Annotated in this window: 11 protein-coding genes; 6 read left to right on the top strand and 5 right to left on the bottom strand. The window is 35.1% G+C overall.

From position 1 onward, the window contains the following. Positions 1-41: 41 nt before the first annotated feature. The 5 genes from HMPREF9333_RS05015 to HMPREF9333_RS04995 form a co-directional block, all read right to left on the bottom strand. Positions 42-2,405, bottom strand: a complete 2,364-nt coding sequence (locus HMPREF9333_RS05015) for an FtsX-like permease family protein (RefSeq protein ID WP_040882309.1) — start codon at positions 2,403-2,405, stop codon at positions 42-44. Positions 2,406-2,411: 6 nt separating this feature from the next. Then, positions 2,412-3,179, bottom strand: coding sequence for an ABC transporter ATP-binding protein (locus HMPREF9333_RS05010; RefSeq protein ID WP_156797279.1), 768 nt, complete (start codon positions 3,177-3,179; stop codon positions 2,412-2,414). Positions 3,180-3,544: 365 nt separating this feature from the next. Beyond that, positions 3,545-4,000, bottom strand: a complete 456-nt coding sequence (locus HMPREF9333_RS05005; RefSeq protein ID WP_005540299.1) for a DIP1984 family protein — start codon at positions 3,998-4,000, stop codon at positions 3,545-3,547. Between the two features lie 15 nt (positions 4,001-4,015). Further along, the gene (locus tag HMPREF9333_RS05000) at positions 4,016-4,870 is read right to left on the bottom strand and encodes an HAD family hydrolase (RefSeq protein ID WP_005540297.1); all 855 of its coding nucleotides are present in this window, start codon (positions 4,868-4,870) and stop codon (positions 4,016-4,018) included. A 72-nt stretch (positions 4,871-4,942) separates the two neighbouring features. Then, the gene (locus HMPREF9333_RS04995) at positions 4,943-6,013 is read right to left on the bottom strand and encodes a D-cysteine desulfhydrase family protein (RefSeq protein WP_005540296.1); all 1,071 of its coding nucleotides are present in this window, start codon (positions 6,011-6,013) and stop codon (positions 4,943-4,945) included. Between the two features lie 152 nt (positions 6,014-6,165). On the opposite strand from HMPREF9333_RS04995, the gene HMPREF9333_RS04990 reads away from it, so the two are divergent. From HMPREF9333_RS04990 to tkt, 6 genes are all read left to right on the top strand, one after another. Next, entirely contained in the window at positions 6,166-7,305 is a 1,140-nt protein-coding gene (locus tag HMPREF9333_RS04990) for an Mbeg1-like protein (protein ID WP_005540294.1), read from the top strand. 74 nt (positions 7,306-7,379) lie between these two features. Next, on the top strand, positions 7,380-8,468 hold the full coding sequence (locus tag HMPREF9333_RS04985; protein WP_005540293.1) for an endonuclease/exonuclease/phosphatase family protein: 1,089 nt from the start codon (positions 7,380-7,382) through the stop codon (positions 8,466-8,468). 291 nt (positions 8,469-8,759) lie between these two features. Continuing rightward, positions 8,760-9,815, top strand: coding sequence for a hypothetical protein (locus HMPREF9333_RS12195; protein ID WP_156797278.1), 1,056 nt, complete (start codon positions 8,760-8,762; stop codon positions 9,813-9,815). Between the two features lie 236 nt (positions 9,816-10,051). Beyond that, on the top strand, positions 10,052-10,648 hold the full coding sequence (locus tag HMPREF9333_RS04975) for a DUF3793 family protein (RefSeq protein WP_005540289.1): 597 nt from the start codon (positions 10,052-10,054) through the stop codon (positions 10,646-10,648). A gap of 129 nt (positions 10,649-10,777) precedes the next feature. Beyond that, on the top strand, positions 10,778-11,209 hold the full coding sequence (locus HMPREF9333_RS04970; RefSeq protein WP_005540288.1) for a flavodoxin: 432 nt from the start codon (positions 10,778-10,780) through the stop codon (positions 11,207-11,209). Positions 11,210-11,632: 423 nt separating this feature from the next. Then, positions 11,633-13,618 (top strand): transketolase, encoded by a 1,986-nt coding sequence (gene tkt, locus HMPREF9333_RS04965; protein ID WP_005540286.1) that lies wholly within the window; start codon positions 11,633-11,635, stop codon positions 13,616-13,618. Positions 13,619-13,655 lie beyond the last annotated feature (37 nt).

The following is a 13,655-nucleotide window of genomic DNA, read 5'->3' as shown; positions in this document are numbered from 1 at the left end:
ACTGACAATATCGGGATTAAAGCGATATTGTCAGTATCGTACTATTCTTTTCGTTTAATAACTGAAATCGGCGTCTCGTTTTTCAATTTCCATAAGGTTAAAACTGATACTATGGATGAAACTATACACAGCAGGCACACAAAGCCTGATATATATACATCGGGTGATAAAAAATTTACTTTATATACTCCCATTTTATTCAGCATTAAAGTGATTATAATATCAGTAAAAAACTTCGATAATATATATCCTCCTAAACTTCCGAATATTACAATCGGAAGCATACTTGCCATAGCCTGATATATTATCTGTATTGTTTTAAATCCGATTGCTTTTAAAATACCGAACATATAAGTATTACTAAGCAGTGTAGTTTGAGCGACTAAAAATATTATGACTGAGATAATGCATATACTTAAGAGCAGTACAAGTATAATCAAATTTGAAATATTTTCCGTTACCGATTCAAACTGTTTATTAAATATATTTTGGAAATTATCTATGTATGTAATATCTTTACCACAAACTTGTTTTATATCTTCAATAACTTTATCTATATTTTTTTCTTCAGATGTGTATATATAGACAGTCTGCCATCCGGCATTTTTGTCAATCTGTCTGATACCGTCAAATGTAAGTGCGATATCTATTCCTCCTGTATAACTTCCCTGAGTTATGCCTGTTATTATATACTCACCGATATTGCAATTTTCCTGCAATTCATTCTTTATAGTTATAAAATCGCCTTCACTTTTTTTTAGCATATCAGACAGGGCAGCTGAAATTACAACTTCATTTTCGTGAATGGGATATCTGCCTTTATAAAGTCCTACCTTTTCAATTTTTTCATAATCATCATAAACTGTAGTCCTTGCATTGATTTTATCATCACAAAAAAGTACGGAACCTCCGGGACCTATCGCTTTTACAACTTGTTTTACATCATTTATGTCTTTTATTTTTTTTACAGATTGTTCTATATCTGCTGTATCCGTTAGTTGAAGAATGATTGAAAAATTTTCCATTCCACTTATCTGCTTAAGTCCGAGCTTTTTGTTTTCTACAATATTCGCATATAATGTTAAACAGAATGAAGCTGCAAGTACAGACAGTGAAATAATTATTATCAAAACCGTATTTTGTTTTTTTCTTTTGCAAAAAAGTTTCCATGCAATTATGAAATTAGGGTACAGCACTCCTTTTGTTGATGATATTTTAGAAATGTGTAAAACATCATCAAGTATTCCATGCAGTGCTTTGACAGGAGATACTTTTCTGGTTTTTATTACTGATAAAAATGTTAAAATTGCTATCGTACATATACTTATTATAAAAAAACATATTATTCTTATAAGATTTATATTATTTTTCCATTGAAATCCCGTTTCGGCAGTTATAGATTTAAATATACTGTTATATAATTTTGATGACAAAATTATCCCTGTAATATAGCCTAAACTGCTTAAAAATATGTATTGAATCACATATGTAATACTTATTTCGTCAGATCTGTATCCAATTGCTTTCAGAATTCCTATATTTTTATATCCGTTTATAATACTGCTTTGTGTTTTATATTTAATTATCAGTGCAACTACTATTATATTTATAACTGCAAAAAAAATCATAATGTATTTATATACTTTCATTGAAGCGTTGATTGTAAAAGCGGCACTGATACGGTCGACATAATTAAGATAAGGAACATTCTTAAATAAACTCAAAAGTTTTTTATGTATTGATAAGTTTTGAGTTTTTATTAGTATTATTTTACTGTTTTCATTCTTTTCGACGAAATCTTCATTCATAGTCTTAAATGCTTTATCAGGCAGTTCAAAAGCTATTGTGCCTCTGTTTCCGAAAAGGATACTTTCTGTAAATCCGGCAATATGGTATGTCGCAGTTTTGTTATTATGTTTAAAAGCAAGTCTGTCTCCAAGCTTAAATCCAAAAAAGCTTTTACATATAAAAGGTATATATATAGGATCTTCATATTTTTCCTGCGATTCTTCAAGAATTTTAGTTGTAGATAGATTTGTATCTCTGTTAAAATTTCTAATCATCCATGCTCCGGAAAGTTGTGTTTCCTGATTTTCATGAATTAACTGCGTATTTAAAAGAAGCAGAGCATCCTCCACCTGATAATTACTGACATCTGTATCCTCATTCAGCATCTTTCTTATATCATATTCTTTAATATTATAATAATCTGCCGGTATTACTTCTGCACAGTCAGCACTGTTTGTATCCTTAAACGCCGCAGAAAATAATGTATTAAAATTATCTTCAAGAGAAAAAATACTATTACATAAAAAGGCTAAAATCATTGATAATATGACATAGACTATTGATGAATATATATTTTTTAAAATCATGGAACGTGCTAAAATCCAATTTTTTTTCATATATAATTACCACCCCATTCTTTCTAAAAAAGCTTCCAGCGTACTTATCCGTTCACTTATATCCTCTTTATATTCACCCAAAATACACTCACCGTGTATAACACCGTCTTTTATATAAAGTATTCTGCTTCCTCTAAGTGCGGCATGTATATCATGTGTAACCATCACTATACAATGTCCGTCTTTATTCAAATTTGTCAGCAGATCAAGAACCTGTTTTCCTGATTTTGAATTTAAAGCTCCTGTAGGTTCATCCGCAAATATTATTTTCGGTGAATTAATCATAGCTCTAACAATAGCAATCCTCTGTGCTTCTCCTCCGGATATATTTAAAATATCTTTTTTATAAAGATCTTCGGATATTCCGACATCTGAAAATAATTTTTTAGATTTTTTATCAATTTCGGCAATATTTTTCTCTTTAAGCAGCCCTGCTATAACGACATTTTCAAATACTGTTAAAGTTTCTATTAAATTACTCTGCTGAAAAACAAAGCCGCAATTGTTTCTTCTGAATATTGCCAGCTGTTCGTTATTTTTCCTGCCTATTTCATCGCCTGAAAAATATATATGTCCCAATGTCGGTCTATCCATTCCCGACAACATATATAACAAGGTTGATTTACCGGAACCTGAGGCTCCCATAATCACTGTAAAATCATCAGAGTATATCTCTAGATCAATATTTTTTAAAATATTTTCCTGTAAATCGCCCTGTACAAACGATTTACATAGCTTGTCCGTTTTGATTAAAACCGTCTTTTTATCGTTCATATTAATCTCCATTTCACCGCCGGGTTGCGGCATAAATAGTGATGAAAAGTATTTTTCACACTATTGCCCCCTTATTTATTTTTATTTAAATATATAATAGCATTATAATTCTTAATATACTTTTCCTGTATATTATTTAATCTTAGCCATATCTTAATTATACTTAAATTGTATTTAATATTTTAAGAAATATCCGTAATATTAGTATAATAGTTTATATTTGGTATATTTCATGTATTTAACAAGGCGGCAGACTCCAAAATTAAGAGCTGAGCAACAAAGTCTGTTGCCCAGCCCGTTAATTTTTTAAAAAATTTTGTTTTAAATATACCTGTAAATATTTATTTAATACAGTCGGAGATTTGCTAATCAAGCAGCATAGTTGTCCAGTTAAGTTCCTGTATCATCTCATCGGTTTGCCTGATTTCTTTTGAAATACTGTCAACTTCCTTTTGCAGTTTGGCTACGGGTACTGAAGGATATATCTTTATTTCTTTGCGTGAATAGCGGTCAACCACCTCGCTCGCATTTTCAAGAAAAGAACGCATTATATTAAGGCGAAGTTTTAAACAGTCTCTGTGTGCAAGATGTTCGGTGATTGATATGTTGTTTATTATAGTAAGGCTGTTTGTCAAATTTATCTTTTTTATAAGTTCCTCAAGTCTTGTCATTATACTGTCAAGCTCATCAAGCAGATTTTGAGGATCTTCAGCAGGCGACTCTCCCTCCTGTACTCTTGAATTGTTATTAAGCCTTTTTTGAAGCTCATTGAGTCGGTTTTGAAGATCCTGTCTTTCAGCAAGTGCGGATGCAAGTTTCATATATTTCCTACTTTCTTATTTTGTCAGATGCTTTATAAATTTTTCTTTAAGTTCTTTTTGGAGCTGTTCATTAAGTCCGGTTGATGTAAATTTTTTTATTATGTCTCCAAGTTGTGCCCAGCTTTCTTTTTCCCTGCCTGCAAGTACCGGAAAGAAAAATACGCCATTTGCTTCCGCTGCTGACATATCTCCGGGTGCATCACCTATCATCAGTACATGCTTTTTATCATATCCGAATTCCATCAGCCTTTTTATGCAGAATGATTTAGTGCCCGCATCCTGTGCAAGCAGTATGTCAACCACATCAAGGAGCCCGTGCTTAGTCCATTCCTTATGAACTGCGTCTGGATTTGCAGATGAAACTATGGCTATGTCGGCAAGAGACTTTGCAGGCATAAGTATTTCATGCACTCCGTCAAATGGAAGAAGTTCGTCTTCGTCAAGCTCATGTATTGATTTGTTTACCATCTTTGACCAGTTTGAAGCCTTTTTTAAGCATGGGCTGTCAGTTTTTTTAATTTCAGCCTCAAGTGAACTAAATGAAAATTCACCGGTAGTTGACACCCAGTTTCTTAAATCCTCAAGTCCTTCAACAGATATATATTTATCATTTATTTCATTTAAAATAATTTCAAGCCCTTTATAACGATTTATTCCTCTGTCCATAGAGTAAAGGTTTATTTCATTCCATCGCTCAAGCATTTCATCATTGTATTTTTCAAGTTGCCATTCTGCTACAAAACATGGACCGAAGCATTTTTTATGCTTTATATCCATAGTATCCATGACACATCCGTCTGAGTCGACACAGAGCAGAAAGTCCTTTGTTTTTTTAAATTCGGAAAATGAATGTGAAGTTTTAGTGTCCATAATTAATCCCCTTTTATATTTTTATATTGCCTTTGGCTTTTTGGTATAAATTCAGCTTCCGGAGAATTTTTATTAAAATCGGATACAGTCGGCTATCTCGGCAGCTTTTGGAAATAATCCGAACAGCCCGCCGGTATGTATAAAAAGAATATTTTCATATTTTGAAAAGTCTGCATGAATTCCGTCTTTTGGTATATCGCTGCCTACCGGATTTTTAAGCTGTGAGTGTCTTATCTCTGAAAGCATGCCTTTAAATGCCTTACCTGTATATACAGGATCTATAAATATCCCTTCTTTAGATGCAAGATGTTTTATGAGCTTAAAATCATCAGGCGAATTGATGCCGTAGCCTTCACCCCTGTAAAGATCTATTATATTAAAATCCTCCTTTTTGATTCCGAGGCTTTGCGGAGTATGTGTATAATTTTCATTTGATATATATTTACAGCAGTCTTTTATATTGTTATAGGTTACTTCTTGAAAATAACTGCGTTCTTCGCTTACACTAAAGCCTATGATATCAAAACCGGCATTATATATGACATTACCGAGCACAAGTCCGGCAAATGTACCTGTTGAGCCTACCGTATCCACAATAGCATCAAAGTGTATACCAAGCTCTTTTTCCTGTGAAAGAATTTCCCTGATAGCTTCCATATACCCGAACATACCTATGGCATTTGATGCTCCCATAGGTATTATGTAGCCGTTTTGTCCATTTGCCTTAAGCTCATTGCATATATTATCCATTATTTTGTCAACATTTTTATAATCCTGGGGACTTATGAGACGTACATCAGCATCAAGCATAAGATCAAGCAGATAATTGCCGGACGGAGGTGTTTTTTCTCCGTCTTTAAGTACAAGTACGGTCTTAAGACCGAGTTTTGCACCGGCGGCGGCTGTTGCCCTGCAGTGATTTGACTGGAGTGCACCGCAGGTTATAAGAGTATCTGCCTTGAGTTTTAGTGCCTGTGCTATTGAATATTCAAGTTTACGCACTTTATTTCCGGATAATTCCATGCCGGTGAGATCATCTCTTTTTATATAAATATTTTTGCCATATTCAGTTGAGATTTTGTTAAGTTTGTCAATCCTTGTAGGAAGGTATGCCAAATGAATCTTAGGAGGTATATTATACATTACAAAACATAAATCCTTTCTGCTTTTTTATAAGAGTATTATATCAAAAAAACAAAAAAATAAAATATTGACGGCTGATAAATTTCTTTATAGTATAGGTATTATAAAGTCATGGGAATGACATTAAAAAATCATATAAAGGAGCAGATTGAATGGCAAATATAATTGATTATATAAAATGGCGTGGCGATTTGAAATTTACAAATGATGCTTTTAATGAAGTTGATAATGTGATACTTGCTGAACTTGCGTATATAAATTTTTCAGGTATAGTGCCTGCAAATAAAGAGGGAGGTATAAGACTTCGTGATGCAGCCGGGATCTTTTTGCGTTCATTTAAACAAAAAGAAATTGAAAAAAGAGGGCTTCACATGGTTACTCCATTTGAAATACTTAAAAATATACGCAGATCACGCAGATTCGGGGCAATAATTCTTTATAATTATATCGAAGATATCAGCGACTATGAAGGGACACAATTTAGTGCAGTTTCAATGAAGCTTGATGATAAAAGCCTTTATATAGCATATAGCGGTACTGATGATACAATAGCGGGGTGGCGTGAAAATTTTACCATGAGTTTTGCAAAACGCACTGTTGCACAACAGAAGGCAGTTGACTATATAAATGAGTCGGCAGGTACAGGAGATGAAGTTATACGTGTAGGCGGTCATTCAAAGGGAGGTAATCTTGCGGTTTATGCTTCAATATACTGTGATAAAAACGTAAAAGACAGGATCAGGAGAGTTTTTAATAACGACGGTCCCGGCTTTACACGTTCATCGGTTCCTGAAGATGATTATAACAGTATTGTAAGCAGAATTGAAACTATAATACCGACTGATTCCATTGTAGGTATGCTGTTAGAGCATGATGAGGATGTGTCGGTAGTAAAAAGTATAAATATGGGGATAGCACAGCATGATGCCGGTAACTGGCAACTTGAGAGAACAAAATTTATAAGGGAGAAGGATATAGGTAAATCAGCCTCACTGTTAAACAAAACAATAGTAAATTGGCTTGCAAGGCTTAAACCTGATGAAAGAAAAGAATTTATAAATGTCGTTTTTGATATTTTACAGGAAAATAATATAAAGACCTTAGGTGATTTAACAGGTATGCCGCCTGATATGCTTTTTAACCTGTTTAAGGATTGGGGCCGTGTAAATGCCGCCAATGACGATATAATAGGCAGAACTATGAAGGTGTTTTGGGAAGAGGGAGGAAATTCACTAAAGGATGAGATAGGAAAATTTATAGAAAATGTGCTTCACGGGAAAAAACAATCCTGATAATAAAATAATTAATTTTAATAAATAATAAAGCATAAAAAAAGATTTTACATTATAAAAAAGGTTTTGCATTTATGAAGAAAATTAAAAAGATTATATTAACTGCCGTTTTAGGAATTGCTGCAGTAACAGCTATATATTTGTTATATGTATTTGTAAGTTATAAAAGACTTCCTGATAATATAGTGATTGATGTAGAAGAACCTGCTACAGGCACGGCTTCAAATGCTTATTATATGCTTAAGAAAAATACCGACTATACCGCTTTTACATATAACATAGGATTTGGTGCATATACACCTGATTTCAGTTTTTTTATGGATGGAGGGAAAAGCTCGTGGGCAAAAAGCAGAGAAAGTGTTACAGCTGCTGTCGGAGGAGCTGCAGAATATGCTTATAATCAGCAGCCGGATTTTGCACTTATACAGGAGATGGATATAGACGGTACAAGAAGCTGGCATGTAAATGAATTTGAAGTATTCAGTAAAAAATTTAATGATTACTATAAGGCTTTTGCACAAAATTATGATTCGGCATTTTTAATGTATCCTCTTACACAGCCGCATGGAAAAAATAAATCAGGCATAGCATTATACTCAAAATATAAAATTGAATCTGCATTAAGAAGAAGTTTTCCTATATCAACCTCATTTACAAAATTTTTGGATCTTGACAGATGTTACAGTATATCGGCAGTACCTGTAGAGAATGAGAAAAAATTAATTATAATAAATCTGCATATGTCTGCTTACGGGCATAGTGATGAGGTGAGGACGGCACAGATTAAAAAGCTTTTTAATGATATGGAAAAAGAATATAAAAAAGGAAATTATGTACTGTGTGGGGGCGATTTTAATCATAATCTTAAGGCACAAGAGGGTGCTGTTGGAGATTTTGAAACTTATACACATCCCTTTCCCAGAAGCAGTCTTCCTGAAGGCTTTTATTTTGCTATGGACAGACTTGGTGAAGATGAAAAATCTGCACTCAGGAATACTTCAAGGGATTCAGGAAGACCATTTATTGAGGGTGAGAGTGAAACCGTAACGCTTGACGGTTTTATATTTTCAGAAAATATAGAAATGATAAAATATGAGAATCTTAATACAGGTTTCAGTTTTTCGGATCATGAGCCAGTAAAGGCTGTATTTGAGCTTAAATAAAGCTTTTTAAACAGCTAAAGTAGAGTTATGTCGGTATAGCGGTGAAATTAAAAACCATGTTTATATAAACGTAATATTAATGCAATAGATTTGTTACTATTATTAAGTTTAATAAAATAGTATAATCTATATTAAATACAGCATGAATGACCTTTAAAAGCTATTGCCTCATTAAAATGGTACTGTTCTCAAAGCAGTAACAGTTAGAGACGACTTAGGTTTATAGGCGGATATGCTTATATGTGCTGTTCGGCTGTTTTTAATAAAATTATATGGAGGGTTTATCTTACTATGAAAAGAAAAGGAATCATGGCACTGATCACCGTACTTGTATTATCTGCTCTGCCTATGACAGTATTTGCAAGAAGCAGACGGCAAATACGAGAAGAAAATGATCAGGGAAGAATCAAAAATGAGGATCAATTCTATGCGACTGCAGGTATAGCCTTCAGTCAAGCAGTTACATTTGAACTGCCTGATGATGCGTCAGGAATTGAAGTGCTTACCACGGGACCTTTATCAGCCTCAGAGCTTTCAATAGACAGTTCAGGTCTTATAACCGGAGTACCGTCAGCACCTGCTGTAATTGAAGCCAGAATCAGATACAGGTTTATACCTGATGTAGCCACACCGTCTGATGCCAATTTAACTACTGAAAAAAGGATACGTATATCAGTTTCGGATAATGTACCTGCCGGTAAGTACATAATAAGGTATGTTAATCTTCAAAATGAAACTATCCAGATAGACTCCGGAAATATGCCTGCCAGTGAAACCTGGTATGATTTGCAGCTTACAAGTGCACAGGCTGCAGGTTATGTGGTAAGTCCCAATCAGGAGTATTCAGGTAATAATTTTAAATATGGAGAGGTATCCAAGGTACTTATAGGCGGTAATTATAACAGTTATATAATAAAATGTGTAAGAGTGTCGTCAAATACCGGCAGAAGCTCAGGAGGAGGATCTTCAGGTTCTTCAGGTGGAGGAGCGACAAGTTATAATCCGCCTGTAAGACAGGGCTGGATCTATGACGGTTCAGGTTGGTACTATTATTCGGGAACCAGCCGCAGTACACTTAAAAAAGGCTGGCATCTTGATTCGCAGGATGGATTCTGGTATTATCTTGCAACCGATACCGGAAAGATGTTTGAGGGATGGCATGATATAAGCGGTAAATGGTATTATTTTAATCCGTATACCCCGTTCCCGACATGGGAGCTTGGCTCGGACAATGAGTGGCATTATAAACATATACAGGGAAGCCGTCCGCTTGGATCAATGTTCAAGGCTGAAAAAACTCCTGACGGATATAGTGTAGATGAAAACGGTGCTTATATACCTAATTAAATTTCACAATTTATAAAAAATTTAATACAAAACAAAAAAAGTCCTCAAGATTTACATCAAGAGGGCTTTTTTGTAGCAGAATTACTACATTGTGAATAAACCAATAGCGAACAATTGATTTAAAAATAAAAAAATTAAAAAAAGTTACCAAAACCTATTGACAAACTAGGAATTAGATGGTATAGTTAGCGAGTCCTAACCAATAAAGGTAAAATATTTTAGGAGAAGATAAAGAAATGTCTGATACCATAAAAGCAAAAACAGTAAGGCTGTTTAGGAATGGAAATGAGGACATAAAGATGCAGCTGGGGCTTTTAATAAAGTCGGCACTTGTACTTAAAGGCTGTAAGCAGTCAGGTATGTTCTTTGCAAAGGATTATGAACTGTCAATTTTAGCTGATTTAGCTTTAAGGACAAAGCTTTGTTTATCTGTATTATATTCAAAGAAGGGCAGACACCTTGTATTTATATACAGGAAAGACGGGCTGCTTGATTACCTTGGTTCTGATGGGGCGGCTGTACTTTTAAGGAGGTACGGTTATGAGGGTGAGAGATTGGAAAATTTGTTTTCCAGGCTGAGGAAAAGGATGTCGGACTTTTACAACAGGGACGGTGAATTTCCCCATGAGATAGGGTTATTTCTGTGCTATCCCCTGTGCGATATACAGGGTTTCGTAAAAAACGGTGGCAAAAATTTCCTGTTTAGCGGATATTGGAAAGTTTATGATGACTTAGAAGCAAACCTGAAGATATTTGAGATCTTTGACAGAGTAAAGGAAGAGGCTGTTGATGAGTGGCTTGCAGGCAGGACGTTATATGAGATTGCGGTATAAGTCTTAAATTAATATAAATGCCATTATTAAATAATATTGGTTCTGGCATTGCTATATATTAAAGCACCTTTTTAAATAAGGGAAGCTTAGGCTTTCCAAGGTAAATCAAACTAGAAGGAGAATAACAAAATGGAGAAAGTTAGTATTGTTTACTGGAGTCAGACGGGTAATACCGAGGCTATGGCAAAAATGATTGCAAAAGGAGTTGAGGAAGCAGGAGCAAAGGCGGAACTTATACAGGTTTCCGATGCAAATGCAGATGAACTTCTTAAGCTTCCGGGATTCGCTATCGGTTGCCCTGCTATGGGTGCCGAGGAACTTGAAGATGCAGAGGTTGAGCCTTTTGTAGCTTCAATTGAAGGAAAAGTTTCAGGAAAATCCCTTCTTCTTTTCGGTTCATATGACTGGGGCGACGGAGAATGGATGAGAATCTGGCAGGATAGAATGACTGCAAAGGGAGCAAGCCTTGTTACAGGAGAAGGTGTTATAGCAAACAACTCACCTGATGCTGAGGCGGAGGCTAAACTTAAGGCAGCAGGTGCTGAGCTTGCTAAACTTTAATTAATTGCGATTTTAACCACCTGGATATTATTCAACGCAAAGAACAGTAAAAAGGTGCTTAAAATAAATATGGTCTTTTGTCCGGATACAGTCCGGATTTAAGATATACACAGTGTTACACATATTGAAATTTCCTCTTACTTTTGAATATAACCGATAAGGCCTGAGCAACCTTACCGGTTATATTCTTTTTATATAAAATTATAAATTTAAATCTATAAAATTCTAAATTATATGGAATTGATTTTATATTAAGATTGTAATAAAAATCAAAAATAATGAACACAAAACTTGTTATTTATGATATCATAGTATATCAGCGACAATGAAATATAAAGTATAAATCAATTATATTATTGATTTTATACAGTCTGTACAGGCAGGCATATTATTATAATACATCTAACATAACGGAGGATAAAAATGAACATTGAGAATAAAGCTGTAAACGCCATAAGGATACTATCAGCAGATGCGGTGCAGAATGCAAATTCCGGTCATCCGGGATTTCCGCTAGGTGCAGCTCCTATAGCCTATGAATTATGGGCAAATCATATGAAGCATAATCCGCAAAATCCCGGCTGGCAGGATCGGGACAGATTTGTACTTTCAGGCGGGCATGGTTCAATGCTTTTATACTCATTGCTTCATCTTTTCGGCTATGGAAATCTTTCAATTAAAGATCTAAAAAATTTCAGACAGTTAAACTCATCTACTCCGGGACATCCTGAATATGGACATACGATAGGCGTAGAAGCCACGACAGGACCGCTTGGTGCAGGCATGGCAATGGCAGTCGGTATGGCAATGGCAGAAGCACATTTGTCTGCGGTATTTAATGAAAAAGACTTTGAGGTTGTTGATCATTTTACATATGTACTTGGAGGCGACGGCTGCCTTATGGAGGGTATCAGCTCTGAGGCATTTTCACATGCAGGAACACTCAGGCTTCATAAACTTATAGTTCTTTATGATTCGAATAATATAACAATAGAAGGCTCAACTGATCTTGCTTTTACTGAAAATGTTATGAAGCGTATGGAAGCGTTTGGATTCGGAACATTTGAAGTAAAAGACGGCAATGATCTTGATGAACTTGCAGAAGCATTAAAAGCGGCAAAAGCCGATAAAACACGTCCTTCATTTATAAAGATAAATACCGTTATAGGTTTCGGATGCAGCCAGAAACAGGGAAAAGCAAGTGCCCACGGAGAGCCTCTTGGTTTGGAAAACGTAAATGATCTGCGAAAAAATCTTGGCTGGGATATAAAAGAAAGCTTTGAAGTGCCTGATGAAATTTATTTACATTATAAAAATATAGGACTGAAAAAAGCCGAAGACGAAAAAAACTGGAATGAATTATTTAAGAAATATTCTGAAAAATATCCGGATAAACGCAGGCTTTGGGATGCATTTTATTCAGATGCGGATACAAAAATGCTTGATGCAAATGAGTTCTGGCAATATGAGGATAAACCGCAGGCAACAAGAAATATATCCGGGACAATACTGAACAGGCTTAAAGATATAATGCCTAATCTTATAGGAGGTTCGGCGGATCTGGCTCCTTCAAATAAATCATATATGAACGGCGAGGGAGATTTCCTTGCAGGAAATTATACAGGGAGAAATATTCATTTTGGAGTGAGAGAACTTGCCATGGCAGGAGAGACAAACGGAATATTGCTACACGGCGGTTTAAGACCTTATTGTGCAACATTTTTTGTATTTTCAGACTATACAAAACCCATGCTTAGGCTTGCATCACTTATGGGTATACCGTCTATATATATTTTTACACATGATTCAATAGGTGTGGGTGAGGACGGACCGACACATGAGCCTGTTGAGCAGCTTGCAATGCTTCGTGCAATGCCAAATTTTAATGCTTTCAGACCTGCTGATGCAACTGAAACTGCGGCAGCATGGTACAGTGCAGTAACATCAAAGCGTACGCCGACCGCTGTAATACTTAGCAGACAAAATCTTGTACAGCTTAAGGGAAGTTCAAAGGATGCACTTAAGGGTGCTTATATAATTAAGAACTCGGTAAAAGAAACTCCTGATGTTATATTAATGGCTTCAGGTTCAGAGGTAAACCTTGTGATGCTTGCAGCAGAAAAATTATACGAAGAAAATATAGATGCCAGAGTTGTGAGTATGCCTTGCAGCGATATATTTGATGCCCAGGATGAGGCTTATAAGGAAAAAATACTTCCAAATTCTGTAAGAAAAAGGATTGCGGTTGAAGCACTTTCGTCATTTGGATGGGAAAGATATACCGGAATTGACGGGGAGGTTATAGCTATGAACAGTTTCGGTGCAAGTGCTCCTCAGGATAAACTTTTTAAGCATTTCGGATTCAGTGTTGAAAACATTGTTGACAGAGTTAAATTATTATTTAAGTAATATCAAATTATTTTTCAGGTAATTAGTAAGTATAAGT

It is taken from the genome of Johnsonella ignava ATCC 51276 (assembly GCF_000235445.1).
Taxonomy (GTDB): Bacteria; Bacillota; Clostridia; order Lachnospirales; family Lachnospiraceae; genus Johnsonella; species Johnsonella ignava.
This window is presented reverse-complemented; position numbering and strand designations above follow the sequence as displayed.